24 protein-coding genes and 7 tRNA genes are annotated in these 26,640 nt (G+C 72.7%); 11 read left to right on the forward strand and 20 right to left on the reverse strand.

Going from position 1 to position 26,640, the window contains the following annotated elements; all coding sequences use genetic code 11:
• Window positions 1–18: 18 nt before the first annotated feature.
• From thrS to MDN94_RS28810, 3 genes are all read right to left on the reverse strand, one after another.
• The gene (thrS, locus tag MDN94_RS28800) at window positions 19–1,992 is read right to left on the reverse strand and encodes a threonine--tRNA ligase (protein ID WP_482728793.1); all 1,974 of its coding nucleotides are present in this window, start codon (window positions 1,990–1,992) and stop codon (window positions 19–21) included.
• Window positions 1,993–2,085: 93 nt separating this feature from the next.
• Window positions 2,086–3,327 carry a hypothetical protein gene (locus MDN94_RS28805; protein WP_482728794.1) on the reverse strand — a complete coding sequence of 414 codons (1,242 nt, stop codon included), beginning with the start codon at window positions 3,325–3,327 and terminating at the stop codon, window positions 2,086–2,088.
• On the reverse strand, window positions 3,327–3,917 hold the full coding sequence (locus MDN94_RS28810; RefSeq protein ID WP_482728795.1) for a DUF4365 domain-containing protein: 591 nt from the start codon (window positions 3,915–3,917) through the stop codon (window positions 3,327–3,329). Before MDN94_RS28810 ends, MDN94_RS28805 begins: the two co-directional genes overlap by 1 nt.
• 121 nt (window positions 3,918–4,038) lie before the next feature.
• Between MDN94_RS28810 and MDN94_RS28815 the strand changes: the two genes are divergently transcribed.
• Window positions 4,039–4,764, forward strand: coding sequence for a 3'-5' exonuclease (locus tag MDN94_RS28815; RefSeq protein WP_005319721.1), 726 nt, complete (start codon window positions 4,039–4,041; stop codon window positions 4,762–4,764).
• A 50-nt stretch (window positions 4,765–4,814) separates the two neighbouring features.
• On the opposite strand, the gene MDN94_RS28820 is transcribed toward MDN94_RS28815, so the two are convergent.
• Both MDN94_RS28820 and MDN94_RS28825 read right to left on the reverse strand, forming a co-directional pair.
• Window positions 4,815–4,886: transfer RNA gene (locus MDN94_RS28820), tRNA-Val, on the reverse strand.
• 39 nt (window positions 4,887–4,925) lie between these two features.
• A complete protein-coding gene (locus MDN94_RS28825) occupies window positions 4,926–5,372 on the reverse strand; it encodes an SRPBCC family protein (protein ID WP_482729109.1) in 447 nt (148 codons plus the stop codon).
• Window positions 5,373–5,465: 93 nt separating this feature from the next.
• Between MDN94_RS28825 and MDN94_RS28830 the strand changes: the two genes are divergently transcribed.
• On the forward strand, window positions 5,466–7,964 hold the full coding sequence (locus tag MDN94_RS28830; RefSeq protein ID WP_482728796.1) for an SCO7613 C-terminal domain-containing membrane protein: 2,499 nt from the start codon (window positions 5,466–5,468) through the stop codon (window positions 7,962–7,964).
• A gap of 60 nt (window positions 7,965–8,024) precedes the next feature.
• Here MDN94_RS28830 and MDN94_RS28835 read toward each other — a convergent pair.
• Together MDN94_RS28835 and MDN94_RS28840 are read right to left on the reverse strand one after the other, a co-directional pair.
• Window positions 8,025–8,096 (reverse strand) — tRNA-Val (locus MDN94_RS28835).
• Window positions 8,097–8,150: 54 nt separating this feature from the next.
• Window positions 8,151–8,639, reverse strand: coding sequence for a TIGR02611 family protein (locus tag MDN94_RS28840; RefSeq protein WP_482728797.1), 489 nt, complete (start codon window positions 8,637–8,639; stop codon window positions 8,151–8,153).
• A gap of 190 nt (window positions 8,640–8,829) precedes the next feature.
• Here MDN94_RS28840 and MDN94_RS28845 point away from each other — a divergent pair, with 190 nt between their 5' ends.
• Complete coding sequence (locus tag MDN94_RS28845) at window positions 8,830–9,243, forward strand: SsgA family sporulation/cell division regulator (protein WP_003959770.1); 414 nt, start codon at window positions 8,830–8,832, stop codon at window positions 9,241–9,243.
• Between the two features lie 202 nt (window positions 9,244–9,445).
• A complete protein-coding gene (locus MDN94_RS28850; RefSeq protein WP_482728798.1) occupies window positions 9,446–10,003 on the forward strand; it encodes a CGNR zinc finger domain-containing protein in 558 nt (185 codons plus the stop codon).
• 36 nt (window positions 10,004–10,039) lie between these two features.
• Here MDN94_RS28850 and MDN94_RS28855 read toward each other — a convergent pair whose 3' ends face one another.
• Complete coding sequence (locus MDN94_RS28855; protein WP_005319706.1) at window positions 10,040–10,192, reverse strand: hypothetical protein; 153 nt, start codon at window positions 10,190–10,192, stop codon at window positions 10,040–10,042.
• A 184-nt stretch (window positions 10,193–10,376) separates the two neighbouring features.
• Window positions 10,377–10,826 carry a hypothetical protein gene (locus tag MDN94_RS28860; RefSeq protein WP_482728799.1) on the reverse strand — a complete coding sequence of 150 codons (450 nt, stop codon included), beginning with the start codon at window positions 10,824–10,826 and terminating at the stop codon, window positions 10,377–10,379.
• 175 nt (window positions 10,827–11,001) lie between these two features.
• Between MDN94_RS28860 and MDN94_RS28865 the strand changes: the two genes are divergently transcribed.
• Entirely contained in the window at window positions 11,002–11,514 is a 513-nt protein-coding gene (locus MDN94_RS28865) for a DsbA family protein (protein WP_482728800.1), read from the forward strand.
• Between the two features lie 15 nt (window positions 11,515–11,529).
• Here the strand turns inward: MDN94_RS28865 and MDN94_RS28870 are convergent, their stop codons facing one another.
• The 3 genes from MDN94_RS28870 to MDN94_RS28880 form a co-directional block, all read right to left on the reverse strand.
• A complete protein-coding gene (locus tag MDN94_RS28870; protein WP_482728801.1) occupies window positions 11,530–12,369 on the reverse strand; it encodes a GNAT family N-acetyltransferase in 840 nt (279 codons plus the stop codon).
• Between the two features lie 63 nt (window positions 12,370–12,432).
• On the reverse strand, window positions 12,433–13,263 hold the full coding sequence (locus tag MDN94_RS28875) for an aminotransferase class IV (protein WP_482728802.1): 831 nt from the start codon (window positions 13,261–13,263) through the stop codon (window positions 12,433–12,435).
• Window positions 13,260–14,309, reverse strand: coding sequence for a chorismate-binding protein (locus MDN94_RS28880; protein WP_482728803.1), 1,050 nt, complete (start codon window positions 14,307–14,309; stop codon window positions 13,260–13,262). Before MDN94_RS28880 ends, MDN94_RS28875 begins: the two co-directional genes overlap by 4 nt.
• A 269-nt stretch (window positions 14,310–14,578) precedes the next feature.
• Here MDN94_RS28880 and MDN94_RS28885 point away from each other — a divergent pair.
• The 5 genes from MDN94_RS28885 (at window position 14,579) to MDN94_RS28905 (ending at window position 15,088) form a co-directional block, all read left to right on the forward strand.
• Window positions 14,579–14,651: transfer RNA gene (locus MDN94_RS28885), tRNA-Gly, on the forward strand.
• 39 nt (window positions 14,652–14,690) lie between these two features.
• Window positions 14,691–14,764: transfer RNA gene (locus MDN94_RS28890), tRNA-Cys, on the forward strand.
• A 1-nt stretch (window position 14,765) separates the two neighbouring features.
• A tRNA-Val gene (locus MDN94_RS28895) sits at window positions 14,766–14,837 on the forward strand.
• 20 nt (window positions 14,838–14,857) lie between these two features.
• Window positions 14,858–14,929 (forward strand) — tRNA-Val (locus tag MDN94_RS28900).
• Window positions 14,930–15,013: 84 nt separating this feature from the next.
• Window positions 15,014–15,088 (forward strand) — tRNA-Val (locus tag MDN94_RS28905).
• Between the two features lie 138 nt (window positions 15,089–15,226).
• Here MDN94_RS28905 and MDN94_RS28910 read toward each other — a convergent pair.
• The 4 genes from MDN94_RS28910 to MDN94_RS28925 form a co-directional block, all read right to left on the reverse strand.
• A complete protein-coding gene (locus tag MDN94_RS28910; protein ID WP_482728804.1) occupies window positions 15,227–15,526 on the reverse strand; it encodes a TFIIB-type zinc ribbon-containing protein in 300 nt (99 codons plus the stop codon).
• Window positions 15,527–15,624: 98 nt separating this feature from the next.
• Window positions 15,625–16,647 (reverse strand): phosphotransferase, encoded by a 1,023-nt coding sequence (locus MDN94_RS28915; RefSeq protein ID WP_482728805.1) that lies wholly within the window; start codon window positions 16,645–16,647, stop codon window positions 15,625–15,627.
• A gap of 325 nt (window positions 16,648–16,972) precedes the next feature.
• A complete protein-coding gene (locus tag MDN94_RS28920) occupies window positions 16,973–17,179 on the reverse strand; it encodes a hypothetical protein (RefSeq protein ID WP_159693780.1) in 207 nt (68 codons plus the stop codon).
• 222 nt (window positions 17,180–17,401) lie between these two features.
• The gene (locus tag MDN94_RS28925; RefSeq protein WP_441265325.1) at window positions 17,402–17,632 is read right to left on the reverse strand and encodes a hypothetical protein; all 231 of its coding nucleotides are present in this window, start codon (window positions 17,630–17,632) and stop codon (window positions 17,402–17,404) included.
• A 232-nt stretch (window positions 17,633–17,864) separates the two neighbouring features.
• On the opposite strand from MDN94_RS28925, the gene MDN94_RS28930 reads away from it, so the two are divergent.
• Window positions 17,865–19,031 carry a serine/threonine-protein kinase gene (locus MDN94_RS28930; protein ID WP_482728806.1) on the forward strand — a complete coding sequence of 389 codons (1,167 nt, stop codon included), beginning with the start codon at window positions 17,865–17,867 and terminating at the stop codon, window positions 19,029–19,031.
• 4 nt (window positions 19,032–19,035) lie between these two features.
• Here the strand turns inward: MDN94_RS28930 and MDN94_RS28935 are convergent, their stop codons facing one another.
• The 4 genes from MDN94_RS28935 to cbiE form a co-directional block, all read right to left on the reverse strand.
• Window positions 19,036–19,854, reverse strand: coding sequence for a TrmH family RNA methyltransferase (locus tag MDN94_RS28935; protein WP_482728807.1), 819 nt, complete (start codon window positions 19,852–19,854; stop codon window positions 19,036–19,038).
• A gap of 64 nt (window positions 19,855–19,918) precedes the next feature.
• On the reverse strand, window positions 19,919–21,151 hold the full coding sequence (gene cobA / locus MDN94_RS28940) for a uroporphyrinogen-III C-methyltransferase (RefSeq protein ID WP_482728808.1): 1,233 nt from the start codon (window positions 21,149–21,151) through the stop codon (window positions 19,919–19,921).
• Window positions 21,152–21,358: 207 nt separating this feature from the next.
• On the reverse strand, window positions 21,359–25,003 hold the full coding sequence (cobT, locus tag MDN94_RS28945) for a nicotinate-nucleotide--dimethylbenzimidazole phosphoribosyltransferase (protein ID WP_482728809.1): 3,645 nt from the start codon (window positions 25,001–25,003) through the stop codon (window positions 21,359–21,361).
• A gap of 308 nt (window positions 25,004–25,311) precedes the next feature.
• Window positions 25,312–26,562: a precorrin-6y C5,15-methyltransferase (decarboxylating) subunit CbiE gene (gene cbiE, locus MDN94_RS28950; protein ID WP_482728810.1), complete on the reverse strand. Its 1,251-nt coding sequence runs from the start codon at window positions 26,560–26,562 to the stop codon at window positions 25,312–25,314.
• Window positions 26,563–26,640 lie beyond the last annotated feature (78 nt).

The following is a 26,640-nucleotide window of genomic DNA, read 5'->3' on the forward strand; positions in this document are numbered from 1 at the left end:
GCCCATCGCCGGCGGGGCTCAGACCTGGACGCGGCGCTCCACCACGTCGGCGATCTTCGCCAGGGCGTCCTCGCGCGGGATGCCGTTCTCCTGCGAGCCGTCGCGGTAGCGGAAGGAGACCGTGCCTGCGTTCATGTCGTCGTCACCGACGATGATCATGAACGGGACCTTCAGCTTCTGCTGGTTGCGGATCTTCTTCTGCATCCGGTCCGAGGAGGCGTCCACCTCGACCCGCAGGCCCTTCTTCTTGGCGTCCGCCGCGAAGTCCTGCAGGTAATCGACATGCGCGTCGCCGATCGGGATGCCGACCGCCTGCACCGGGGCCAGCCACGGCGGCATCGCGCCCGCGTAGTGCTCCAGCAGCACGGCGAAGAACCGCTCGATCGAACCGAACAGCGCACGGTGGATCATCACCGGACGCTGCTTGGTGCCGTCGGGACCGGTGTACTCCAGGTCGAAGCGCTCCGGCAGGTTGAAGTCGAGCTGCACCGTCGACATCTGCCAGGTCCGGCCGATGGCGTCCTTGGCCTGCACCGAGATCTTCGGCCCGTAGAACGCGGCGCCGCCCGGGTCCGGGACCAGCGGAAGGCCCTGCTTCTCGGCGACCTGCCGCAGCGTCTCTGTGGCCTCCTCCCAGATCTCGTCCGAGCCGACGAACTTCTCCGGGTCCTTGGTGGACAGCTCCAGATAGAAGTCGGTCAGACCGTAGTCGCGCAGCAGGTTCAGCACGAAGGTGAGCGTCGAGTCGAGCTCGTCCGCCATCTGCTCCTTGGTGCAGTAGATGTGCGCGTCGTCCTGGGTGAAACCGCGGGCGCGGGTCAGGCCGTGCACGACACCCGACTTCTCGTAGCGGTAGACCGTTCCGAATTCGAAGAGCCGCAAGGGCAGCTCACGGTAGGAACGACCCCGCGCGTCGAAGATCAGGTTGTGCATCGGGCAGTTCATGGGCTTGAGGTAGTAGTCGACGCCCTCGTCGAGCTGCATGGGCGGGTACATGCCGTCGGCGTACCAGTCCAGGTGGCCCGAGGTCTCGAAGAGCTTCCCCTTCGTGGCGTGGGGGGTGTAGACGAACTCGTAGCCCTCCTCCTCGTGCCGCTTGCGGCTGTAGTCCTCCATGACCCGGCGGATGATGCCGCCCTTGGGGTGGAAGACGGCGAGGCCCGAACCGATCTGCTCCGGGATCGAGAAGAGGTCCAGCTCGCTGCCCAGCTTGCGGTGGTCGCGCTTCTCCGCCTCCGCGAGGAACTCGAGGTGCGCCTTGAGCTCTTCCTTCGACGGCCAGGCGGTGCCGTAGATGCGCTGGAGCATCGGGTTCTTCTCGCTGCCGCGCCAGTACGCGGCGGCGTTGCGCATCAGCTTGAACGCCGGGATGTTCCGGGTCGTCGGCAGGTGCGGACCGCGGCAGAGGTCCTTCCAGCACAGCTCACCGGTCTTGGCGTCCAGGTTGTCGTAGATGGTCAGCTCGCCCGCGCCGACCTCCACGTCCGCCCCGTCGTCCGAGGACGCCGAACCCTTGAGGCCGATGAGCTCCAGCTTGTACGGCTCGTCGGCGAGCTCCTCACGCGCGGCCTCGTCGGTGACGACGCGGCGCGAGAAGCGCTGGCCGCGCTTCTGGATCTCCTGCATCTTCTTCTCGATGGCCTTGAGGTCATCGGGGTGGAAGGGCTTCTCGACGTCGAAGTCGTAGTAGAAGCCGTCCTTGACCGGCGGGCCGATGCCGAGCTTCGCCTCGGGGAAGAGCTCCTGCACGGCCTGGGCCATGACATGCGCGGTGGAGTGGCGCAGGATGTTGAGGCCGTCCTCCGAGGAGATCTCGACGGGCTCGACCTCCTCGCCGTCCTTCGGCTCGTACGCGAGGTCCTTCAGCTCCCCGCCCACGCGGGCGGCGACGACGGTGCGCTCGGGGAAGAGGTCGGCGGCCGTAGTGCCCGTCGTCACCACGCGCTCTTCCCGCTCGGAATCGCGTTGGATGATCACACGGACGTCTGACACCGGTCTCTCCTGACTGAAGGCGGGCGCGTACCCGATTCGTAGTGCGTACGCACTCGGAATCGTACCGAGCCGGAGGGGCCGCTCGCGAAACGGTTACGGCGGCCCCTCGCCCTCCTGCTCGCCCGCCTCGTCGAAGAAGTCCGGATTCTCCTGGAGCGACTTCATCAGCCGGTCGCGCTCCGCCTCGTCCACCGGTACGGGCGCCACCCCGGACGCGTCGCTCAGCCGACGAAAGCCGCCCCGGCTCTCGAGCCGTCCCGCCACCCGGATCGGCAGCCCCACCAGGTGGGCCCGGCCGGCCGTGCGATAGGCGTCCTCGTCGAGCGCCACACGCACGTGCGGCACGTCGGCGCCCGACAGCACCCGCAGCCGCACGGTTCCGGCGCCACGCGGTCCCGAGCGCCGCATCCGCACCACGGTGCCGGTGATCCGTACCGGCAGGGACGGCTCGTCCTGGAGGTAACGGGCACCGGCCTCGCGCAGCACGGGCAAATCGCCCGGGGAGAACTCGACCGGTTCCATGCGGGCGGCGCAGCCCTGCGGGACCCCGGCGGCCGGGGACCATTCGACGGAGACGCGGGCGCCTTCGGAGCCGCGCACGAGGGCGATGACCGCTTCGGTGAGTTCGCGGCTCACCCCTGCCCGGACCGCCGCGTCGAACGCCTCGGTGCCGCCCGTCGCCCGCTGGTAGTCGATGGCCTCCCTGGTGGCCTGCACGGCGTGGCAGAGCCGGACGGCCAGTGCCCGCCCGGAGTCGACGGGCACGAAGGCGGTAAGCGAACGGCCGCCGGGCGCCGGTCCCACGAGGACGCCGTCGAGCAGTGCCTGCGCCTGCCTGCGGTGGCGCCCGCCGTAGTAACCGGCGCGTTCCCGTGCGGCGAGCGCGCCGGCGAGCAGCATCTGCCGGGCGGCGGAGCGGAGCTGTTCCTGGACGGTCCATGAGGCGGTGCCCGAGGGGCCGCCCGCGGGGGTGTCGCGCCACCAGCGGATCTCGTCGCTGGGGACGGTGAGCCCGACGAGAACGTCCTTGGCGGAGGGCGCGGCGCTGCGGACGAGGGCGGTGATGGCCTCGCCGAGCAGGTCCTCGCAGTCGGGGAAGGCCTTGCTCTCCGGGACGAGCAGACTCGTGCCGCCGGTGTGGTGTCCCGGCGGGGTCCAGCGGGTGTAGCGGCCCGCGGCGCCGCCGCGGCGGCGCCAGCCGTGCCGGTCCAGGAGCGCGCCGAGGACGACGGGATCGACCTCCGCCGGATCGGGTTCCGCCGCCCCGCGCCAGGGGCCGGGAGGCTCCGCGGCGCTCGGGTGCGGACGCACATGGTCGTCGAAGGGCCGGTGCATCAGGGTCTCCCTCCCGCCCCGACGCGCGTCATGATCTCGCAGAGCGCCCGGTCGTCGAAGACCCGCGAGGTCGGGATGCGCACGGTGGTCCGGTGCCTGCCGGTCACCGCGTGGCCGGCCAGGTTGGTCCAGTAGCAGCAGTGCCTCAGGTCGAGCCGGTCGTGGCTGGCCCGCAGCCATTCGTCCTGGGTCCTCGGGACGAGCATCACGACCAGGATCTTGTGCACCGAGACGGGGGTGCGGGCCAGCTTCACCAGGTGGTCGTTGTCGAGGGTGAAGGAGAACGCGGGCCCCGGCGGGTGCGGTGGGATCTGGTAGGTGCACTTGAGCTGCACCTTGATGGTCACTTCGTCGTCGACCGTGTGGCCGGCCGAGCTGTGGCTGAGGTGCCAGTCGATTCCGTTGTCAGGGAACGGCTGGGAGAGCGAGCACCCCGCCGCGGCGGCGACGGCGTGCAGATAGCCCACCTGGAGCGTCTCCATGCAGGCGGTGGTGGCGAGTGCTCCGCGCAGCGGGGGCGTCCGCTGGGGCGGGGGCAACCGCCCGCTTGCAGGGGACAGCCCTCCCGGCTCGGGCTGGGCGAGCGCCATGGCAATTTCCTTCCCCGTCACCTGTGTTGTCACCGGCCTGCGTACGGTGCAAACAGCCCGGGTATCACCGATTCGGGCAGGGGTTGTCGCCATCTGCCGGGTACGTGCGAGGAGTTCGCGGATGACGCACTGGTATGACGGCCCCCTGGCCGCATTTGACACAGAGACAACCGGAGTGGACGTCGAGGAGGACCGCATCGTGTCCGCGGCCGTCGTGGTCCAGGATTCGCCCGGCGGGCGGCCGAGGATCACGCGCTGGCTGGTGAATCCGGGCGTGCCCGTGCCGCCGGGCGCCATCGAGGTGCACGGGCTGACCGACGACCACCTTCAGCGCAACGGCCGTTGGCCCGCGCCGGTGATGGAGGAGATAGCGAGGTCGCTGGCCGAGCAGTGCGCAGCGGGCCGGCCGCTGGTGGTGATGAACGCGCCGTTCGATCTGACGCTGCTGGACCGGGAGTTGAGGCGGCATCGGGCGTCGTCGCTGAGCCGCTACCTGGACCGTTCACCGCTGTGCGTGCTGGATCCGCGAGTGCTGGACAAGCATCTGGACCGCTACCGCAAGGGGCGGCGGACGCTCACGGACCTGTGCGCGCAGTACGAGGTGGTGCTCGACGGGGCGCACGACGCGGCGGCCGACGCGCTGGCGGCGCTGGAGGTCGTACGGGCGGTGGGGCGGCGTTTCAACGCTCGTCTGGAGCGCCTGTCGCCGGCGGAACTGCACACGCTCCAAGCGGTGTGGCACGCGGCTCAGGCTCGCGGGCTCCAGGCGTGGTTCGCCCGCAGCGGTACGCCGGAGACGGTCGATCCCGCGTGGCCGCTGCGGCCGGGACTGGCGGCCGCGGCCTGACGGTGGAACAAGTGAGGCCGGTCCGTCGATGACGGACCGGCCTCTCCGGGTGGGCGATACTGGGTTCGAACCAGTGACCTCTTCGGTGTGAACGAAGCGCTCTCCCACTGAGCTAATCGCCCGGGAACGGACTGAACAATACAGGGCACCGCGGGCTCGGTTCAAACTCCTTCCAGGTAGGCCTCCAGACCACGCCTCCCGGCGCGCATCATGAACGCGTGGTTGGCCCGGAACACCGGGCGGCACGGGACGGAGAGCCTTCTCATCAGGGGCCTTCGCACGACGACCTCCTGCTCGTACAACGCGCGGGTGCCCCTGCCGCCGGCCCGCACGGTCCATCGCGACCAGCCGTCGAGGTCCCCCGCCATCCGCACCTCCAGCACACCGTCCACCGGATCGCTGCGCTGTGCGCTGCCCGTGACGCACAGGTCGTACGGAAGGAACGAGCGGAACCGGGCGGTGCCGACCCCTTCCTCGACCTCCGTCACCTCCCGCACCTGCGGCCACCACCGCGGGTAGTCCTCCACCCGTGACAGCGCCTGGTAGACGTCGCCGGGCGCGGCGGGCAGGTCCCAGACGCTGCGGAAGTTGTAGCGGCACCAGTCCATGGGGCCAGTCTGCGCCACCTGCCGGGGGGTACTCACCGGGAATTGAGTATCCGCACCCATGCCGCCGGCTGTGGCCGGGGCCACACTTCGGCCATGGAGAACGTGCCACCACCGGCCGAGGAACTGGCGACACTCGACCGTGAGCTGCGCCAACTCGATTCGCGCCGCGCCCAGTTGCTGGCCCGCAGGGCCTGGCTGCTGGCCGCGCTGCGGCCCGCAGCACCCGTCGCCGCGCCCATCGCCCCGCCGCCCGCCGGTTTCGGCGGGCCTTTCGCCGCGCCCGCTGCGGCCGAGACGTCGCCGCCCGGCGTCCAGAACCTGCTGCTGACGCTTGGCGGGCTGCTGCTGGCGATCGCCGCGATCGCGTTCACCCTCGTCAGCTGGGGCGAGATGGGCATCGGCGGCCGTTCCGCGGTGCTCGGCGCCGTGACGGTCGCCGCTCTCGGCACGCCGCTGGTCCTGCTCCGCAGGGGCCTGTTCGCCACGGCCGAGTCCGTGGCCGTGCTCGGGTTGGTGCTGACCGTCCTCGACGCGTACGCCCTGCACCGGGTGGGGCTGCCGGAGGCCGACGGGCTCGGATACTCGGCCCTGGCATCGGCGGCGCTCGCCGCACTGTGGACGTTGTACGGCGTCGCGCTGCCCCGGCTGCGGACCCCGTTGCCGGCCGCCGTCGTGGCGGCGCAGCTCCCGTTGCCCCTCTGGGCACTGACCGCGGAAGCTGCCGCGCCGCCGATCGAGTGGGCGCTGCTGCTGACCGCCACGCTTGATGTCGCCGTCGTGCTCCGGGGCCGGCCTGCCGCCGTGAAGGTGGTCGCCTGGACGGTTGCCGCGACGACGGGCGGCGGTGCGCTGTTGACCGGTGTGTTCAGGTCGCTGATGGCGGACGACGCCGCGGCTGCTGCCGGTCCGGCGGTGCTGCTGACCGTGGCGGCGGCCGTCGCCCTGTTCGCCGCGTGGCGCACCTCCGCCGCCTGGATCTCCGCGGTGGCGGGCCTGGCCGTGGTGGCGGGCGTCGGCGGCGTGATCCGCGCCGTGGTCCCCGGCGGCTGGGCGGTGCTCGGCTACCTGCTGTGCGCGGTGGCTGTGCTGGGCGCCGTACGGACCCCACTGCCCCGGCGACTGCTCGGCGGCCTCGCCGGTGCGGCGGCAGCCGTGCACGCGGCGGCGCTCCTCGCGGTGCTTCCGCTGACGGCGCTGGCTCTGGCGGGCCCGGCGACGACGCTGACGGACATCTGGTCCGGCGGGTCCGGCCTGCCGGACCCGGACGCCACGACGACGACCTTGCTCCCCGCCCCGCTGACGCTCCTGACCGTAGCGGCGGTCCTGGCCGCCGTGGCCCGCTACTGGGACGACGCCCCCGACCGGGGCCGGGACGAGGCCGACAAGGCCGCCCCCGTCCCGCCCGCTGCCGGGCCCGGTGCACCGCCCGGGGCGCCGTTGTCCCCCACGGCGGTCCGACGCGCTCACGGCGACCGGATGCGGGCGACCGCCCGGTGCGGCGCGGTAGCGGTGGCCTGGGCCGCCGCGGTCACGCTGCCGATCGTGTTCGGCTTCGGCCACTCCGCGGCCGTCGCCTGGCAGCTCGTCCTCACTTTGGCGGTCCTCGCCCTCGCCACCGCCGTGCGGCTCCCGGACGTCTCGCTCACCGCGCTGGTGTGCGGGCTCGGCGGTTCGGTGAGCGTGGCGCTGCTGTCGCTCGCGACGCGTCCTGCGACTTTCATCGTCCTCGGCGTGCTCGTCGGGGCCCTCGCCCTCGCGGCCCTGCGGACGAAGGGCCCGGTACAGGCGCTGCTCGCCTGCACCGCGACGTTCTACGCGGCAGTCCTCGCCGGAGCGGGCGCCGCGGCGTTCGACCTCCCGGCACACCGGACCGCGCTGGTGCTGCTGTCCGTGCCGGTGCTCACGGCGGTGCTCGGCGCCGTGCTGCGCCGTCACTCCGCCGCCCTGCCGGTGGAGATCACCGGCGCCGCTGCCGGCCTGGTCGCGCTGCCGCTCGCGGCGGGCGACGAGCCGACGCTGGCGCTGACCCTGGCGCTGTGCGGTGTCGTCGCCGCCGGTACGGCCGTGCGGGAGGAGCGACGCCCGGTGGCCGGCCACCTGGCCGCGGTGTGCTTCGTGGCGGCCACCTGGGTCCGGCTCGCTGCCTGGGACGTGACGTCCCCGGAGGCCTACACCCTGCCCGTCACCGCCGCGGCGCTGGCGCTCGGGGTGCTGCGCCGCCGGAAGGACCCGCGGGCCTCCTCATGGACGGCGTACGGTCCGGGCCTGGCCGTGACCCTGGTCCCGAGCCTCGTCGCCGCCTGGGGCGACGAGCACTGGCTGCGCCCGCTGCTGCTGGGGCTCGCGGCCCTGGCGGTGACCCTGGCCGGCGCCCGGCTGAGGCTCCAGGCGCTGCTCGTCCTCGGCGGCGCGGTGCTGGCCCTGGACGCGCTGCACGAGCTCGCCCCGTACGTGGCCCAGGTCGTCGGAGCTCTCCCCCGCTGGCTGCCGCCCGCGCTCGCGGGCCTGCTGCTGCTCGGTGTGGGCGCGACGTACGAACAGCGGCTCCGGGACGCCCGCAGGCTGCGGGAGAGCCTGAGCCGCATGCGGTGACGGCAGGGGGAACGACGGATGCCCCGGAGACCGTCAAGTCTCCGGGGCATCCGTTCCGGGTGGGCGATACTGGGTTCGAACCAGTGACCTCTTCGGTGTGAACGAAGCGCTCTCCCACTGAGCTAATCGCCCGGGCGCACGGCAAACATTACCCCATGTCAGCCGGTGCCCCGGACCACTTGGCGGTCACTCGTCGATGTCCCACGGCAGGGCGAGGCCGAACTTCCAGAGATAGATGCCGCAGAGCGCCGCGACGATGACAAGACCGATCGTCGTGAGGATGATGTTGCGTCGCCGGACCTTCGGGTCGAGGGCCCGCTGGGCCGCCTCCGTGACCTTGCGCTTGGTCCAGCGCAGGACGAGCTGGGCCCAGACGAACTCGGTCGCCCAGATCGCCATACCGCCGAAGATCACGACCCAGCCCGGTCCGGGCAGCACCAGCATGGACACACCGGCGCCGACCACGGCCAGGCCGACGATGAAGACGCCGACCTGCCAGCTCATGTGCAGCGGCTTGGACCTTTTGATGAAGTGCGGCGCCCTCGAGCCGAGCGCCGGTTCCTCCTTCGCCGCCTCCTGGAGCGGCTGTGCCGCTCCGTCCGTCACGTCCCCCGTGGCGGGGTCGGTCGTCGTCGCGGCGACGACCTCGTCCCGCTCGTCACTCTGCGCGTTCATAAATCCAAACCTACCGGATCGGACTCCGTCACCAGAATGGCCGTATAACGCAAAGTAATGCACCGCCGTACGAGCGACCTGAAGGACCCCAAAACGGTCAGAGGGGTTTACAACGGCACCGTAGGTGGCATGTCGATTTCGCCGACGTGCGAATCCCCGAGCGCACACTGAGCGAAAGGCCCTGGCGCTTATGAACACCACGGTCAGCTGCGAGCTGCACCTGCGCCTCGTTGTATCGAGCGAGTCCTCACTGCCTGTACCCGCGGGCCTGCGGTATGACACGGCCGATCCCTATGCCGTGCACGCCACCTTCCACACCGGAGCCGAAGAGACGGTCGAGTGGGTCTTCGCCCGCGACCTTCTCGCCGAGGGCCTGCACCGGCCCACCGGCACGGGCGACGTACGGGTCTGGCCCTCACGCAGCCATGGCCAGGGCGTCGTCTGCATCGCGCTGAGCTCCCCGGAGGGCGAAGCCCTGCTGGAGGCCCCGGCGCGGGCCCTGGAATCGTTCCTCAAGCGGACGGACGCAGCGGTGCCGCCAGGCACCGAGCACAGGCACTTCGATCTCGACACGGAGCTGTCGCACATTCTGGCCGAGAGCTGAGCCCAGTCCGGCCGGCGAAGGACCGCACGGCGCCGTCCGTCTCGGGGAGACGGCGCCGCGTGGACAACCTCATACGGAATGACACCGGCGCCGTCGTCGCGGAATCCACCGCGGCGACGGCGCCGGTGCGCTCTCGGCACGAACCGCTAGAGTCAGCGCAATTCGGCGGGCACCGGCCCGCATCCGGCCAGGGAGCGAATTCGTGCTGATCCCCCACGACACCCGTATCGCCCTCGACACCGTCGTCGATCTGGTGAACACCGCACCGGAGAGCGGGCAGGACGACAGGCTGACGGACGTCGGGGCGCTGTACGACTTCGTACGCAGCCACAAGGTCAGCGGGGTGGGGGAGCTGACCCAGCGGGACATCAAGGCGGTGCAGGCGATCAGAGCGCTGTTCGCCGAGGTGTTCGCCGCGCCGGACAGCAGGACGGCCGCGGAGGTCATCAACCGACTGGTCGCGGCCGCGGGCACGACCCCGCAGCTGACCGACCACGACGGCTACGACTGGCATGTGCACTACTTCGCACCGGGCGCGTCGGTCGCCGACCATCTCGCGGCGGACTGCGGGATGGCGCTGGCGTTCATCGTCGTCGCGGGCGAGCAGGAACGGCTGCGGCGCTGTGAGGCGCCGGACTGCGGGCGCGCGTTCGTGGACCTGTCGCGCAACCGGTCGCGCCGCTACTGCGACAGCCGCACATGCGGCAACCGACTTCATGTCGCGGCCTACCGGGCGCGCCGCAAGGAGGCCGCGGGCTGAGCGGACCGTGGTGTCCGTGGTGTCCCACCGCGTCCCTCACAGCCAGAAGAGGTCGTGCACGGCCGCCATCAGCAGCAGGACGCCGATCACCCCGAGGAAGATCATCAGGGGCGGCTGGGAGAGCGCGAAAAGGCATCCGCGCGGCTCCTGGGTCGGTACGGGGGCCTGGCCCCGCGAGGTATCGAGCATCTCGGGGTGATCATGGCGCAGCCGGAGCGGTGATGATCGACCAACACGCCCTGCGGCAACGGTGGTTCATCACATCCCGTGGCCCGGTCCGACGGCCGCGGAAGGCGGTGGGCGCGGTGCGTCAGCCGCGGAAGGCCGTGTGCGGGTGGCCCCGCCCGGTGGATCTGCCCAGCGGACGGTCGGTTCAGATGCCGTGCTTCTTGAGGATCGCCTCGATGTCGCTGAAGTCGTCGTCGGCGCGGGACGCCTTCGGTTTCGCCGGCGCGGCCTGGCCGGTCGCCGGAGCGGACCGGCCGAGCGAGGGTCGGGACGCGGCCGGTTCGGCGGCCTCTCGGTGGGCGGCCGCGGCTGCGGCCCTGCGTTCCTTGCGTGTCCCACCCGTCCGGCGCTCGACGGCCCTGGTCGTCAGGAAGAGCAGCCATGCGGCGCCGAGGAGGCCGAAGCCGACCCAGGCGGTCAGGCTGAACGCCGTGCCGACCGCCCACTCGACCGCCCCGGTGAGGACGAGGCCGAGCGGCAGCAGCGAGTAGGCCGCGATACGCGCCGCGGACAGGAAACGCCTGCGGTACGCCGTGATCGCGGCGATGCCCAGGCCCGCCGCGGACACCGCGGAACAAATGGTCTCGGCAAGCATCCGGTCCTCCAGGCGTTGGCGGCTTGAGCGGTTGCGTCCCCTCCATCCTGCACCGCCCCGGCCGTTCCGGGCCACGGCGCGAGGCGCTGGGGGGCACATCTGGGGGAGATCTCCGGGACGCTGTCCTCCCCAGGTCCCGGTTGGGCGCGGGACGCCGGGCTGGGAGACTGTCCGCATGAGTGACTCCCCGACCGGCTCCCCCGCCGTCCTCGACGTGTGGTGCGAGCTCCAGTGCACCGACTGCCGCACCGCGCTGGAGGACCTGCGGGCCCTTCGCGACCGCTACGGCGACCGGCTCGAGCCGCGGCTGCGGCACTTCCCCCTCGACAAGCACAAGCACGCGTTCGCCGCCGCGCAGGCCGCCGAGGAGGCCGCGGCACAGGGCAAGGCCTGGCCGTACGCGGAGGCCGTGCTGGCGCGCGCCGAGGAGCTGGCTGCCAAGGGTGAGCCGTTCCTCCTGGAGGTCGCCGGCGAACTGGGCCTGGACGTGGAGGAGTTCGACACCGCGCTGATCGACGGCCGGCACATCCTGATCGTCGACGCCGACCAGGCCGAGGGCAAGGCGATCGGGGTGACCGGCACGCCCACGTACGTCATCGGCGGCGAGCGGCTCGACGGCGGCAAGAGCCAGCAAGGGCTGCGAGCGCGTATCGAAGAGATCGCAGACCGGCTCCTGGCCGGGCAGTGATGCGGCCGGGTCCGGCTACAGGAGCCGCTTGACGAAGTTGCGGTGGGTGGTGCGGTAGCCGAGGGACTCGTAGAGCGCGAGCGCGGGACGGTTGCCCTCGAAGACGTGCAGGGCGATCAGTGGCCGGCCGGCCTCGCCGGCGATGCGCTCGGCGAGCAGCATCAGGGCCCTTCCGTGGCCCCTGCCCCGGTAGGCCTCCGCCACCTCCACGTCGAAGACGTACGCGCCCTCCTCGCCGGGGCGTACCTCGCACTCCGACACCCAGACGTGCCCCACGACGGTGCCCTCGGCGAGCAGGGAGTGGACGTGGGCGCCGGGGGTCGCGCGGCCCTCCGGGAGCAGGCGGGCGTGGACGGCCTCGGAGCGGGCGAGTGCCTCGTCCTCCGGCACGCCGCGCGAGACCCAGTCCCGGGCGAAGTGGCGCACGGCGTGCGAGAGCCAGCGGCCGAACTCGTCCTCGTCCATCGGGCGGCTCTCTACGCCTTCCGGCAGCGTGGGCAGCGGCCGGGACGTCTCCTTGATCATGTTGCGGCCACGCTCGGTGTAGCCGAGCGCGGTGACCAGACGCAGGGCGGGGCCGGCGTCGGCCGGGACGGCCGCGCGGACCTCGGTGCAGTCCCAGCCGCGCAGCACCTCCTCAGCGGCGAGGGCCGCGACGGTGCCGCGGCCCCGTCTGCGGTCGGCCTCGTCGATGTGCAGCGACCTTATGGAGCCGACCGGACGGCCGCCGCCGGTGTCCGTGGCGAGTTCGACAGTCCCGACCGGCCGGCCGTTCACGCAGACGTCGTAGCCGCGGGAGGCGGCGCCGTCGGCGTCGTACTGGATCGGCCCCGTGGGCCGCAGGGTTGTGGTCATCGAGGAGTTTCTACCTGCCCCGCGACCCTCCGACACCAGGTTTTCCTCCGGCTCCCCGGCCGGCTACACGGACTTCGGGTCGGGGTCGGCCGCCGCGCGCTCCTCGAAGACGCGCATGGCCTTCGTCGTCACGGGCCCCGGGACGACGCTGACGTCGCGGCCGTCGACGCGTGCGACCGACTGGACGTCGCGGAGCGTGGAGGTCAGGAAGATCTCCTCCGCGCCGTCGAGGACGTCCATGGGCAGGTCCGTCTCCTTGGCGCCCGTCCACTCGACGGTCAGGGCGCGGGTGATGCCCGCAAGGCACCCGGAGGAGACGGGCGGGGTATGCAGTTCACCGTCGAGGACGACGAAGACGTTCGAGCCGGTGCCCTCGCAGAGCCGTCCGACGGTGTTCGCGAACAGGGCCTCGGAGGCGCCGTGCTGGTGCGCCCTGGCGAGAGCGATGACGTTCTCGGCGTACGAGGTGGTCTTCAGCCCGGTCAGCGCGCCGCGTTCGTTGCGGGTCCAGGGGACGGTGATCACCGATGTGCCGTCCGGGCGGCGCGTGGTCGCGCCGACCGCGACGACCAGCGTCGGACCGTCGGTCCCCCGGTCGGACCCGAGCGGGGACAGTCCGCCGGTGTAGGTGATGCGCAGTCGTCCGAGCGGCATCGGGTTCGCGGCCAGTACGGCGGCGCACGCGTGCCGCACCTCGTCGAGATCGGGTTCCGGCAGGCCGAGGCCGTCGGCGGAGCGGGCCAGCCGTTCCAGGTGGCGGGTGAGGGCGAAGGGCTGACCGTGGACCGCCTTGACGGTCTCGAAGACGCCGTCGCCGACGGTCATCCCGTGGTCGAGCACGGACACCCGGGCGTCCTCGATCTCCGAGAGCGCGCCGTTGACCCAAACCTTCATCGAGCTGTCCTTCCGATTGCCGCGTACGCGCCCGACGCTACCGCCAGCAGTCGCGATGCCTTCAGTTCCGTCTCCGCCCATTCCCGTTCCGGGTCGGAGCCCCAGGTGATGCCGGCGCCGGTGCCGAACCGCAGGACGTTCGCCGCGCGGTCGATCCAGAAGGTCCGTATGCCGACGGCGAGCTGCGCGGTGCGCCGGTCGGCGTCGACCCAGCCGACACCGCCGCAGTACGGACCGCGCGGGGCGGGCTCCAGCGCGTCGATGATCTTCAGCGCGCTGGACTTGGGGGCGCCGGTGACCGAGCCGGGCGGGAAGGTCGCCGCGAGCAGCTCGCCCCAGCCCGCTCCGGGGGCAAGCTCACCGCGGACGGTGGAGACCAGGTGCACGAGGCCGGGGTGGGGCTCGACCGCGCAGAGAGCGGGCACGGTGACGCTGCCGGTGGTGCAGACCCGGCCCAGGTCGTTGCGGACCAGATCGACGATCATGACGTTCTCCGCATGGTCCTTCTCGAGGAGATCGTCCGCGGTCCTGCCCGTGCCCTTGATGGGGCCGGACTCGACGGTGCGCCCGTCGCGGCTCAGATACAGCTCGGGGGACGCGGTCGCGATCTCCACGCCGTGCGCGGGCAGGCGGATCGTTCCTGCGTACGGTGCCGGGTTGCCCCGCGCCAGCAGCGCCGTCAGCTCGTCGACATCGGCCGCGGCCGGGTCGGGCAGCGGGGCCGACAGGACCCGGCACAAATTGGCCTGGTAGACCTCGCCGGCCGCGATGTGATCGCGGATGCGCCGCACGCCGGCGGTGTAGGCGGCCCGGTCCAGGGACGACGTCCACTCCTCGGCGGCCGGCCCCCGCCAGCGGCCCGGGACGGGCTCCGGAACCGGTTCACGGCGGACATCGCTGAAGCGGGCGCAGGTCAGACGGCCCTCGAAGTCGGCGGCAACGGCCCAGAAGCCGCGGGAGTCGAGGGCTGCGGGATCGCTTGTGACGTCCCGGAGGCCGGTGGCGACGAGGGGGCCGAAGCGGGCCATGGGAGCGAGGTCGTGCACGTCTGTGAGTGTATGACCGGCGAGGACGGGGTGCGGGCGGCCCGGCCCCGCCGGGCCCCCGACGAGCTGCCGAACAGCCGCTGCTCGGCCGGCGGCGAGCTGCCGATCAGCCGCCACTGAGCCGCCGGAGAGTCACCGGTGAGCCGCCGGTGAGCTGCTGCGACGTGAACACATGGCGGCAAGCTGCACAAACGCGTTTTTGTACTGGCCCAGGAATCCGCTAGAGTTCAACACGTCGCCGGGACGCGCAAGCGGAACGGAAACGACAAGCGGACGTGGCTCAGTTGGTAGAGCATCACCTTGCCAAGGTGAGGGTCGCGAGTTCGAATCTCGTCGTCCGCTCGAGAAAGTGGGGGATCTTCCCGAACCCCCTGCACTCCGGGTGGAGTGGCCGAGAGGCGAGGCAACGGCCTGCAAAGCCGTCTACACGGGTTCAAATCCCGTCTCCACCTCCAAGGACGATTAGCTCAGCGGGAGAGCGCTTCCCTGACACGGAAGAGGTCACTGGTTCAATCCCAGTATCGTCCACTGGATCCGCGAGGGTCCGAGCGCGATTAGCTCAGCGGGAGAGCGCTTCCCTGACACGGAAGAGGTCACTGGTTCAATCCCAGTATCGCGCACGCAGGAAGCAGTACGCAGTGATCACGCAGCCCTGGGCAGCAGGATGCTGATCGGGTACGCAGTGCAGTAACGCAGGTCACCCCGCGCGATTAGCTCAGCGGGAGAGCGCTTCCCTGACACGGAAGAGGTCACTGGTTCAATCCCAGTATCGCGCACCACCCGGAGCCCCCGGCCGTCGAGACGGCCGGGGGCTCCGTCGTTCCGTGGCAGGCCCGCCGCGGGGCGGGTAGGGCCGGTGCCCGCGGGGGCCGGGAGGGCCGACCGGGCCAGTGGCCCGGCCGCCGCACCCGAAGCACTCAGGAAGAGAACAGCATCCGGCCGAAGCTCCGCTGACGATGATGCCCGTGGTGACCGCCATGGTGCGGGGCGCCCCACGCCGGAGCCGGGGGTGCGGCCGGGTAGGCCTGCGGGGCATGCGGGGCATGCGGGGCCGGCGGCACGGGCGGGGCCTGCTGGGTCCACTGCGACTCCAGCCGCGTCAGCGACTCCAGCTCGCCGTAGTCGAGAAATATGCCCCGGCAGCCGCTGCACTGCTCGATCTGAACACCATTGCGGTTGTACGTGTGCATCGCTGCATGGCACTTGGGACACTGCATCGTCTGGTCAGCTCCTCGCCGTTCGGTCGACGTCGCCCGGATGCATGCCCGGCGACGATGACTTCACCCTACGACGGAGCATCGAACCCCAACTCGGGTCACAGTGTCCCGATTCGGGTACAGGCGTCCAGCACCGCCCGCTCGACCTCGTCCGGTTGACGCCCCTCCGCTGCCGACTTCGCCAGAGCGAGCGCCGCGGTCTGAACGGTCAGCGCCCGAGCGGGCACATCCAGTTGGGGCCACGGGTCGCCGACGGAAGGAACAGCACCGCCGTCCGCGGCGGTGTACGCGCCGAGGAACCGCTGCCAGATCTCCGGCGCCAGCAGGCCGGTCGCGAACCACGCAGCGGGGCGGGCCAGGTCCCAGGCCGGGTCGCCCAGCCCCATGTCGTCCACGTCGATCAGCAACCACGGGCCGTCCGGGGCGGGATGGCGCACGAGCTGGCCGAGGTGCAGGTCACCGTGGCACACCGCGTCCCGGCGCGGGGACGGCGCCTCCCCCCGCGCCCAGGCCGGCAGGCGCTCCCAGGCGCGTCGCACGCCGCGCGCGGCCGGGTGGTCCTGCGCGGCCGCCTCCATGCGGGCCACGGCGGCGGCGGCCTTGGCGGGACCGCGCATGGGTGGGAGGGGGGCTGTGCTGCCGGGGGTGGTGGCTGGCGGGTCGGCGGCGGTGGCGTTCCCCGGGGCTGCGCACGACAGCCGGGACGGCGCGACGCGGTGCAGGCGCGCCAGCAGGACCGCGGCCTCCTCCCAGGGCGCGGCATCCGGGTCCGCGGGGTCGACAGGGAGGCCGTAGGGCCAGGTCGTGACGGGGCGTGGTTCGCTCGGGAGTGGACCTGCTCCGGCCAGGGGGCCGGCCGGGAGCGGCGGCAGCAGGATTCCCGCCAGCGCGGGGTGGGCCGCCAGGGCGACACGTATCTCGTGCGCTGCCCGGTCGGTGTCGCGAGCGTGGGCCTTCGCGACGGCCGCGCCATGGCGCACGACGATGCCGTCAGGGCGGTCGGCGAGCGTCTGCGTCTCGGCGTCGTGGGCGCCGCAGGCGCGGCAGGAGCCGCGGGGTGTGACCAGGTGGGCGGCGTCGCGGGCGACGGTGGCGAGGGCGCGGACGACTGAGGCGGTCACGGGTGCAGCGTATCGGGGGCGGGCGCCCGGTCGGGCGGGGCCGGTGCGGTCCGCCGGGGCGCCGACATTCTGAGTGGGGCGGGGCCGGGCCTCCTGAGGGGTGCCGGGTGCGGGTGGCGGTGGGCCGGGAGGGCGCGTGCGTGGGAGGCAGGGTGGAAGGCAGAGATGCGGGGCCCGCGGATGCGCGCCGGTGGGCGGCATGCGCGATGGCCGGTCAGCTCCCCAGCTGACCGGCCATCACTGCCGTCCGCCGCACCCCCGTCCCCACGGGGTTGTTGGCCGGATGTCCCCGGCCCGGACCGCTCTTCCGGGCCCGGGGCGCCGTTCAGCGCCCCAGCATCACGCCTACGGACGACGCCTGTGTGACCACTGCGTCCCAGCCGCCGAAGACGACCACCAGCAGTGCCGCGAGGGGAAGGACCATGGCCGTCGCCACCAGAGGGTGGCGCGTGCCGGACTGGCGGCCGCCGAACGCGGCGGATGCCTTGCGTCCCTGCGTGCGGATCAGTGTCCGCGTTGCCGTGTCCGCCATCGTCCTTCTCCTGTCGTGGTTGGCAGCGGCGGGTGTCTGACCTCGGGGGACGAGTGCTGCACCCGCCGCTTGACATCAACATTAGGGAAACCGAAGGCCCCGGACGTCATGCCCTCGTACCGATTGCCGGGCCTCCCCGAGGATGAGCCGTCACCCCCCGGCGTACTCCCCTGGGTGGAGACGGTGGGCGGGGAGTTGGGGTCTTCCCGGAGGGGGCGTGCGTCACTCCGCGGTGTCGGCCCGCGGGACTGGTTGCTCCACCAGGGCAAGCACCCGAGTGGCCATGAATCGGGCCGTCCGGACGACAGACCCGGAACGGGTGACTTCGCTCACTTCGACCACCCCTCTACGCACCGCCGTCTCGACCCTGCGGCCCGCCCGGCTTGCCACCACTTCATACGTACGGGTTGTGTCTCCCGCGTCCACGACTATCTCCACGCGGTCACCCTTCATCGATCCAATCCCCCTTCTGCGACTGACCGTTGAGATCACGCACGGGTCAGGGGAGAGGGATCCGCCCTCCGCTGACCACTGCTCAATTCTCCCACCCGGCACTGACAAACGATCCGGTCGGGAGGGCGCGGCCTATGAGCGCACCGGCGCGGGGGTACGTAAGCTGTGCCACGTCAAAAGCGGACGACCGGGCAGCGGGGTGGGGCCTCCCCACCGTAGGTAGGGGACGGACATGGCGATGATGCGGCTCCGGCGCGAGGACCCGCGTGTCGTCGGCTCGTTCAGGCTGCACCGGCGGCTGGGCGCGGGCGGCATGGGCGTCGTGTACCTGGGCTCGGACCGGCGGGGGCAGCGGGTCGCGCTGAAGGTGATCCGGCCGGACCTGGCGGAGGATCAGGAGTTCCGTTCGCGCTTCGCGCGCGAGGTGTCGGCGGCGCGGCGTATCCGCGGGGGCTGCACGGCCCGGCTGGTCGCGGCGGACCTGGAGGCGGACCGGCCGTGGTTCGCCACGCAGTACGTGCCGGGGCCGTCGCTGCACGACAAGGTGGTCGAGGAGGGTCCGCTGCGGGCCGCCGACGTGGCCGCGGTGGGTGCCGCGCTCTCCGAGGGTCTGGTGGCGGTCCACGAGGCCGGTGTGGTGCACCGTGACCTGAAGCCGTCCAACATCCTGCTGTCCCCCAAGGGGCCGCGGATCATCGACTTCGGTATCGCCTGGGCGACCGGCGCCAGCACCCTGACGCATGTGGGCACGGCCGTGGGGTCGCCCGGTTTCCTCGCGCCCGAGCAGGTACGCGGTGCGGCGGTGACGCCGGCGACCGACGTGTTCGCTCTGGGGGCGACCCTGGCGTACGCGGCGATGGGGGACTCGCCCTTCGGGCACGGCAGTTCCGAGGTGATGCTGTACCGGGTGGTGCACGAGGAGCCGCAGCTGCAAGGGGTGCACGACGCGCTGGCGCCGCTGGTCTCCGCATGCCTCGCGAAGGATCCGGAGGAGCGGCCGAGCACGCTGCAACTGTCCATGCGGCTCAAGGAGATCGCGGCCAGGGAGGCACAGGGATTGCATGACGCCCGGCCGCCCGTGCAGCGGGAACGGGTCGAGCTCAACCGGCCGACGGCGCGGTATCCGGAGCGTGCGGATCGCACCGAGCGCATGGAGCGGCGTACGGACGGGTCGCTGCCCAGGCCGCAGACGTCGTCCCGCACCGGTGGCGGGTCCCGGCCCCAGCAGCCGCGGGGCACCGCCCGTACCAACGGCCGGCCGGGCACCAGACCGGGGGTGCGGACCACCTCGACGGGCCGGCGGCCGGCCAATCCCCGGCTGCTGCGTCAGCGGATCACCGTCTTCTTCGTGGTGACGCTGATCGTCGCGCTGGGCATCGCGGCCGCCCAGAAGCTGTGACGGGTCAGGCTCCGGGGCGGCCGGTGGCGACCGCGTAGAAGGCGACCGCAGCCGCCGCGCCCACGTTGAGCGAGTCGACGCCGTGGGACATGGGGATACGCACCCACTCGTCGGCGGCCATGAGGGCCTTGGTGGACAGCCCGTCCCCTTCGGCTCCCAGCATCAGCGCCACCCGCTCCAGGCGGTGGGGGGCCGCCTCGTCGATGGAGGTGGCCTTCTCGTCCGGGGTGAGGGCGAGCAGCCGGAAGCCCGCTTCACGGACCGCTTCGAGGCCCTTCGGCCAGGCGTCGAGGCGTGCGTACGGAACGGAGAAGACCGCTCCCATGGAGACCTTCACGGAACGGCGGTAGAGCGGGTCGGCGCAGTCCGGTGAGAGCAGCACGGCGTCCATGCCGAGGGCGGCCGCGCTGCGGAAGACGGCGCCGATGTTGGTGTGGTCGTTGACGGACTCCATGACGACCACCCGGCGGGCCGTGCCGAGCAGTTCGGCCGCGTCGGGCAGCGGCTTGCGCTGCATGGAGGCGAGCGCGCCGCGGTGGACGTGGTAGCCGGTGACGCGTTCGGCGAGGGCCGGATCGACCGCGTAGACGGGCGCGGGGACCTCGTCGATGACGTCGCGCATCACGTCGATCCACTTGGCGGAGAGCAGCATGGAACGCATCTCGTAGCCGGTCTGTCTGGCGCGGCGGATGACCTTCTCGCCCTCGGCGATGAACAGGCCCTCTTCGGGTTCGCGGCGGCGGCGCAGTTCGACGTCGGTCAGGCCCGTGTAGTCCCGCAGGCGGGGATCGTCGGGGTCGTCGATGGTGATGAGATCGGCCACAGGGTGATACTGCCTTCTTGGATGTGCGGTGCCAACGGTTCCCGCAAGCTCGGGTTACCGGTGGTTACTTACGCGTGCCGACGGCGACGACGTCCCCGATGACGATGACGGCCGGGGGCCGCACGTCCTCGGCCCTGACGGTCTCCGCGACAGTGGCGAGGGTGGCGTCCACCCGGCGCTGGGCAGCGGTCGTTCCCTCCTGGACGAGCGCGAGGGGCGTCTCGGGTGCCTTGCCGTGCGCGATGAGGGCCTCCGCGATGGCGCCGATCTTGTCGACGCCCATGAGGATCACGAGCGTGCCGCGCAGGCGGGCGAGGGACTTCCAGTCGACGAGCGAACGCGGGTCGTCGGGCGCGACATGGCCGCTGACGACGGTGAACTCGTGGGCGACGCCCCGGTGGGTCACGGGGATGCCGGCGGCGGAGGGGACGGAGATGGAGCTGGAGATGCCGGGCACGACCGTGTACGGGATGCCCGCCTCCGCGAGCGCCTGCGCCTCCTCCATGCCGCGGCCGAAGACGTACGGGTCGCCGCCCTTGAGACGGACGACGGCCTTGCCGGCCTTCGCGTGCTCGATGAGCGCGTTGTTGATGGCCTCCTGCGCCATGAACCGCCCGTACGGGATCTTGGCGGCGTCGATGACCTCCACGTGCGGCGGAAGTTCGTCGAGGAGGTCGCGCGGGCCGAGCCGGTCGGCGATGACGACGTCCGCCTCCGCGAGCAGCCGGCGGCCGCGGACGGTGATCAGGTCCGGGTCGCCGGGGCCGCCGCCGACGAGGGCGACGAACGGGGCGCGGCTGCGGTGGTGGGGCGCGGCGAGGGTGCCGTCGCGCAGGCCCTCGACGATCGCGTCGCGCACCGCGGCGGAGCGTCGCGGGTCGCGGCCGGTGAGGACGGCGACGGTCACACCGTCGCTGCGGCCCGTCGCCGGGGTCCAGGCGGTGGCGGCGTCGGCGTCGTCGCTGCGGACGCACCACGTCTTGGTGCGCTCGGCCTCCGCGGAGGCGCGGGCGTTGGCGTCGGCGTCGCTGGTGGCCACCAGGGCGTACCAGGCGTCGGCGATGTCGCCGTCCTCGTAGCGGCGGCGGGTCCAGGTGATCTCGCCGGACTCGGCCATTGCCTCGACGGACGGCGTAGCGGAAGGGGAGATCAGGGTGACATCGGCACCGGCCGCGACCAGGGCGGGGAGCCTTCGCTGGGCGACCTGCCCACCGCCGATGACGACGACGCGGCGCCCGGCGAGTCGGAGGCCGACGGGGTAGGCGGGGTGCTCGGCGTGCGGGACGTGCTCGGCCATGGCGATGCGGCTCCTCGGGCGGTGCGATGCGGGAGTGAGGCCGCTGCGACGGTGAAGCGGCTGGTGGGAACGGGTGAGGGTCCTGGCGAACACGATACGGCCCCGGCGTGAAGGGCGGACCGGACCGTTGCGGAACGGTTGCCTCCGGCGCCTTCGCCACCGCGCATCCGGTCCACTGTGGACCGGATGCGCGGGCCGGACCTCGGACTACTTCTCCGTGACGCCTGCCGAGTCGAAGGTCGCCACCTCGTGCATCGCCCGGGCGGCGCTCTGGACCACCGGGAGCGCCAGCAGGGCGCCCGTGCCTTCGCCGAGGCGGAGGTCCAGGTCGACCAGGGGGCGCAGACCCAGCTTGTTGAGGGCCGCCACATGGCCGGGCTCCGCGCTGCGGTGGCCCGCGATGCACGCCGCGAGCGCCTCCGGTGCCACGGCGCGGGCGACCAGGGCCGCCGCGCCCGTGCTGACGCCGTCGAGGATCACCGGGGTCCGCAGGGAGGCGCCGCCGAGGATCAGTCCGACGAGCGCGCAGTGCTCGAGGCCGCCGACGGCCGCCAGGACGCCGATCGGGTCAGCCGGGTCGGGCTGGTGGAGCTCGAGCGCGCGGCGGACGACGTCGACCTTGCGGGCGTGCATCTCGTCGTTGATGCCGGTGCCGCGTCCGGTGATCTCCGACGGGTCCGCACCCGTGTACACGCAGATGAGCGCCGCGGACACGGTGGTGTTGGCGATGCCCATCTCGCCGGTCAGCAGCGCCTTGTTGCCGGCGGCCACCAGGTCGCGGGCGGTCTCGATGCCGACCTCGATCGCGGAGAGGACCTCCTCGCGGGTCAGGGCGGGGCCGGTGGTGAAGTCGGCGGTGCCGGGCCGCACCTTGCGCGGCAGCAGACCGGGAGTGGCCGGCAGGTCGGAGGCCACGCCGACGTCGATGACGCAGACCTCGGCGCCGACCTGGTTCGCGAAGGCGTTGCAGACCGCCCCGCCGCCGAGGAAGTTGGCCACCATCTGGCCCGTGACCTCCTGCGGCCAGGCGGTGACACCCTGGGCGTGCACCCCGTGGTCACCGGCGAAGATCGCGACGGCCGCGGGCTCGGGGATCGGCGGCGGGCACATCCGGGAGAGGCCGGAGAGCTGCGCGGAGATGATCTCCAGCATGCCGAGGGCGCCGGAGGGCTTGGTCATCCGCTTCTGGCGTTCCCACGACTCGCCGAGCGCCTTGGCGTCGAGCGGGCGGATGTTGGTGACGGTCTCCTGGAGCAGGTCGTGCGGCTCCTCGCCGGGCAGCGCACGGCGTCCGTAGGTCTCCTCGTGCACGACCCAGGAAAGCGGGCGGCGCTTGGACCATCCCGCCTGCATCAGCTCGGGCTCCTCCGGGAACTCGTCGACGTACCCCACGCAGAGGTAGGCGACGACCTCGAGGTGCTCGGGCAGGCCGAGCGTGCGCACCATCTCGCGCTCGTCGAAGAAGGAGACCCAGCCGACGCCGAGGCCCTCGGCGCGGGCCGCGAGCCACAGGTTCTCCACGGCCAGGGCGGACGAGTAGGGCGCCATCTGCGGCTGGGTGTGCCGGCCGAGGGTGTGGCGGCCGCCACGGGTGGGGTCGGCGGTGACGACGATGTTCACCGGGGTGTCGAGGATGGCCTCGATCTTGAGTTCCTTGAACTGCTTGGCCCGGCCCTTGGGCAGCGACTTGGCGTACGCCTCGCGCTGACGCTGCGCCAACTCATGCATGGTCCGGCGGGTCTCCGCGGAGCGGATGACGACGAAGTCCCAGGGCTGGGAGTGGCCGACGCTGGGCGCGGTGTGCGCCGCTTCGAGGACCCTCAGCAGGACCTCGTGCGGGATGGGGTCGCTGCGGAAGCCGTTGCGGATGTCTCGGCGTTCGCGCATGACGCGCAGGACGGCCTCGCGTTCGGCGTCGTCGTAACCGGGTGCGGGGGGCGTCGCGGCGGCGGGCTGCGGCTCGGGCGACCCGCCCTCCTCGGGAGCCCCCGCGGCGGCCGGGGAGGCGTCCTCCCCGACGGACTGCGCCGACGGGTCGGCGTCCGCCGGGGCGGGGGCGCGGTTCACGTGGTCCTGCGTGGCTTCCACCTGCGGAGCCTCGGCCTCAGGGGCCTGGGCCTGCGGAGTTTGCTCCTGCGGGACGTCGGTCTGAGGGGCCTCGGCCTGAAGGACTTCGGCGGCCGGTGCGGTGGCGGCCTCCTCCGACGGGACGGCCGGGGCGGAGACGTCACCGGGCTCCGGCGCCTCGACGGGCGCCGCAGCGACGTCCGCCGAGGGCTCGCCCGGCTCCGCGGGCGCTGCCTGCACGGCGGCCTCGGGGGCGACGGCCACCGGCTCGGACACGACCGCGGGAGCCGGGGCCTCCGGCGCCACGACCTGTGCCTGCGCGGCGGCCGCGGGCTCGACGGGAGGCTGCTCGGCGACCGGCTCGGTCACGGCTTCCCGCACCGCGGCTTCCCGCACCGCGGCCTCGGGCGCGGCGGCCTCGGGCGCGGCGGGTTCGACGGACTCGGGTGCGGGTTCGTGCACGACATCCTGGCTCTCGGCAACGGCCTCGGCATGCGGCTGCGGCTCGGCCGGCGCGGGCGCCACGGCCGGCTCCCCCTCCGCGGCGGGCCGCTGCTCGACGTCGCCGGTCCTGGGCGCGGGCACGGTGGCTTCCGCGTTCGCCAGTTCGGCCGCCGCGCCCGACGGGACGACCGTTTCTGCGGGCACCCCCGGCCCCGCGACGGGCGCCTGGTTCCGCGGCGGCTGGGGGTCCCACGGAGCACCGGCCGGCGGAGGGATCTCACCGAGCTGCGGTCCGGGCAGTTCGGCGGCGGGCTCCTCACGCGGCACGTCAAGGTACTCCACGCCGGTGGTGGCGGACTGCGCCGCGGCCGAGCGGATGACCATCGGGTGCGGCGGCGTACCGGCCGGGCCGCGGTCGGCGAGCGAACGGACCACGCCGCTCGAGGTGTCGGGCACGGGCGGACCCATGTGGAGCGGCCGGCGCGCGGGCGTCGGCATGGCGGAGGTGGCGGCGGCCGGCGTCCGTACGGCACCGAGGTCGACGGCTCCGGAATCACGGCCGCCGGCCTCGTGGGCACCGCTGTCCTGCGGCGCGGGGGCCTGTTCCTGCTGTGCGGCCGGCGCCTCCTGCGCGACCGGGGCCGCGTGGCCGGAGTCGGAGCCCGCCTCGCCCACGACGGCCTCCGGGCCTGCCGGCGCCCCGCCGGGGACGACGGACATGGTGCCCTGCACCTGCGCCAACGGCTCCTGGGCGGCAGCTTCCTGCGCCTGGGCCGGGGCCTGCTGGGGGTCGTGCGGCTGGAAGGCCTGTTCCTGCGGTTCCGGGGACCGGACCTCGTGGACCTGCGGCTCCTGCGGCGGGGTGGCGTCGGCCGCCTGGGCCGCCGGGGTCACTTCGACGAAGGCCGGGGCGGGCGCCGCGGCGTTCTGCACCGCCGGCTGCTCCGCGTACGCCGTGACGGCCGGGGCGGGCGCGGCCTGCTCGACTCCGTGCACCGCCGGGGCGGCCGCGTAGTCCTGTGCCGGGTAACCGGCGGCGGCGTAGTCCACCTGGTATTCGCCGCTGTGGTGCTGCGTCGCCCCGTCCTGGTGCGCCGTCGCCGGTGCGGGCGCGGCCGCGTACTGGTCGCCGACGGGCGCCGGCTGGGCGGCGGGCACGTGCTGGTGGGACTCGCTCCACGCCCCCTGTGCGCCGGGCATCAGCAGGAGGTCGTCCTCTTCCGGGCTGTTCTCGGAGGGTTCGAGGAAGGTGTACGTGCCGGGAGCGGGGACGCCCGGCTGCTCCACCATGCCTGCGTCCTCCGGCAGCCCCTCGCCCGGGATCTGGCCGGTGTCAGTCATGCGCGTACCCCTCGCCCATCGGTTGCTCCTTCGCCCTTCGCCCGGGGCGTCCGACAGCGGCACACCTGACGCCCTTGAACAAGAACGAGCGTGTGCGCCGCGCGGCACGATCGACCCACGGACCAAAGCATTGTCGCGGTCGTTCGCCACTGCGGCAGCAAGATCCGCCGCGGTTCGCTGTGGGCTGCGCCACGTCGCGCGACCCCCCGGTATCGACGTACCACATGCGGGAACCAAAATGGCTCCCTTTTCCGGACATTGACGAACGAAGCGACGAACGCCCGGCTGCGGTACAACAATCGGCCAGCCTACCCCGGACCGTCCGTCGAGGGGGGCCGGGGGCGAGGGTCGGGCTGCCTTCCGCAGAGCAGGAAGACAACGGAGCGTTCCCGCTCCGACCAGTCGGACGTGTCCAGCTCGACGGACTGGAGCAGGGCGCATTCGACGCCGTATCCGCCGGCGGCGAGCGCGGCGCCGATGGCCTCCGCCTCGTCCCGAGTGGACGCGTGGGCGACGATGCGCTGCGGCCTGCGGTCGGCGACGGCGGTGACGACCGGCACTCCCCCACCGCCGATCCGTACGACGTCGGGTTCGGGCAGCCGCTCGAGAACGTGCGGGGCCCGCCCGTGCACCACCTGGACCTGGACGCCGAGGCGCCGTGCCGCCGCCTCGGTGCGGCGGCACGCCTCGGGGTCGTTGTCGACGGCGATCACAGCCGCGCCGAACCGGCCCGCCTCCGCGGCGAGTGCGCCGCTGCCGGAGCCGATGTCCCACACGAGGTCGCCGGTGCGGGGTCCGAGCCGGGCCAGCTGGGCGGCCCGCAGGCCGGTGAACTCGCCCTCGCCGCGAGTGGGCGCCTCGGCGGGCGGCAGGGCCCAGCCTCGTACCGCCGGGGGGTAACCGGGGTCCCGTCCGGCGATCCAGCCGCCGGTCCCGGTAAGGGGAGCGGGACCGGCGGTGCCGCCGATGACGATGACGACATTGGGGTCGCGCCACATGTGGTCGGCGACCTTGTCCGAGGTGAGGACGGTGACCCGTTCGCGGTCGGTGCCCAGTTCCTCGCAGATGACGAAGGTGCGATGGATGCCGTCGAGCAGCAGCGCGAGTTCGGCGGGGCCGGCGCCCGGGGAGGTGAGGACGGCGACCTTGGTGTGCGCGCGGCACACATTGACGGCCCGGCGCAGCGTACGGCGGTGTGCGACGACGATCTGTGCGTCGTCCCACGGCATGCCCGCCCTGGCGAAGGCGGCGGCGACGGAGGAAACGGCGGGGACGACCTCCACCTCGAGGCCGTACTCGGGAGCGCGCAGGGTGCGGACGACGCCGAAGAGGCCGGGGTCGCCGTCGGCGAGGACGACGGCGCTTCCGCGGTGTCCGGCGATCCGGCGGGCGGCGAGGCCGACGCTGCCGAGGCGGATGCGCTCGGCGCCGGGCGGCACTTCGGGCAGCGCCAGATGATGGGCGGCGCCGGCGACCAGGGTGGCCGCGGAGAGGGCGGACCTGGCCGCTCGGGTGAGTGGCGAACCGTCCCAGCCGATCACCGTGACCCGGTCGGCCATCGTCGTCAGTCTCCTGGGGTTGTCGCAGGTCGGAGCAGTTCCGCGGGTACGCGTCGCACGTGAGGGTACCTGGCGGAC

This window comes from Streptomyces sp. WAC00040 (assembly GCF_056835925.1).

Excerpts from the sequence above, each read along its gene's own strand:
- MDN94_RS28805 (WP_482728794.1), bottom strand. The coding sequence starts at position 3,327 with ATGCACCGGCCCTTCGACGACCATGTGCGTCCGCACCCGAGCGCCGCG.
- MDN94_RS28810 (WP_482728795.1), bottom strand. The coding sequence starts at position 3,917 with ATGGCGCTCGCCCAGCCCGAGCCGGGAGGGCTGTCCCCTGCAAGCGGG.
- MDN94_RS28815 (WP_005319721.1), top strand. The coding sequence starts at position 4,039 with ATGACGCACTGGTATGACGGCCCCCTGGCCGCATTTGACACAGAGACA.
- MDN94_RS28825 (WP_482729109.1), bottom strand. The coding sequence starts at position 5,372 with ATGGACTGGTGCCGCTACAACTTCCGCAGCGTCTGGGACCTGCCCGCC.
- MDN94_RS28830 (WP_482728796.1), top strand. The coding sequence starts at position 5,466 with ATGGAGAACGTGCCACCACCGGCCGAGGAACTGGCGACACTCGACCGT.
- MDN94_RS28840 (WP_482728797.1), bottom strand. The coding sequence starts at position 8,639 with ATGAACGCGCAGAGTGACGAGCGGGACGAGGTCGTCGCCGCGACGACG.
- MDN94_RS28845 (WP_003959770.1), top strand. The coding sequence starts at position 8,830 with ATGAACACCACGGTCAGCTGCGAGCTGCACCTGCGCCTCGTTGTATCG.
- MDN94_RS28855 (WP_005319706.1), bottom strand. The coding sequence starts at position 10,192 with ATGCTCGATACCTCGCGGGGCCAGGCCCCCGTACCGACCCAGGAGCCG.
- MDN94_RS28860 (WP_482728799.1), bottom strand. The coding sequence starts at position 10,826 with ATGCTTGCCGAGACCATTTGTTCCGCGGTGTCCGCGGCGGGCCTGGGC.
- MDN94_RS28865 (WP_482728800.1), top strand. The coding sequence starts at position 11,002 with ATGAGTGACTCCCCGACCGGCTCCCCCGCCGTCCTCGACGTGTGGTGC.
- MDN94_RS28870 (WP_482728801.1), bottom strand. The coding sequence starts at position 12,369 with ATGACCACAACCCTGCGGCCCACGGGGCCGATCCAGTACGACGCCGAC.
- MDN94_RS28875 (WP_482728802.1), bottom strand. The coding sequence starts at position 13,263 with ATGAAGGTTTGGGTCAACGGCGCGCTCTCGGAGATCGAGGACGCCCGG.
- MDN94_RS28910 (WP_482728804.1), bottom strand. The coding sequence starts at position 15,526 with ATGCAGTGTCCCAAGTGCCATGCAGCGATGCACACGTACAACCGCAAT.
- MDN94_RS28920 (WP_159693780.1), bottom strand. The coding sequence starts at position 17,179 with ATGGCGGACACGGCAACGCGGACACTGATCCGCACGCAGGGACGCAAG.
- MDN94_RS28925 (WP_441265325.1), bottom strand. The coding sequence starts at position 17,632 with ATGAAGGGTGACCGCGTGGAGATAGTCGTGGACGCGGGAGACACAACC.
- MDN94_RS28930 (WP_482728806.1), top strand. The coding sequence starts at position 17,865 with ATGGCGATGATGCGGCTCCGGCGCGAGGACCCGCGTGTCGTCGGCTCG.
- cobA (WP_482728808.1), bottom strand. The coding sequence starts at position 21,151 with ATGGCCGAGCACGTCCCGCACGCCGAGCACCCCGCCTACCCCGTCGGC.
- cobT (WP_482728809.1), bottom strand. The coding sequence starts at position 25,003 with ATGACTGACACCGGCCAGATCCCGGGCGAGGGGCTGCCGGAGGACGCA.
- cbiE (WP_482728810.1), bottom strand. The coding sequence starts at position 26,562 with ATGGCCGACCGGGTCACGGTGATCGGCTGGGACGGTTCGCCACTCACC.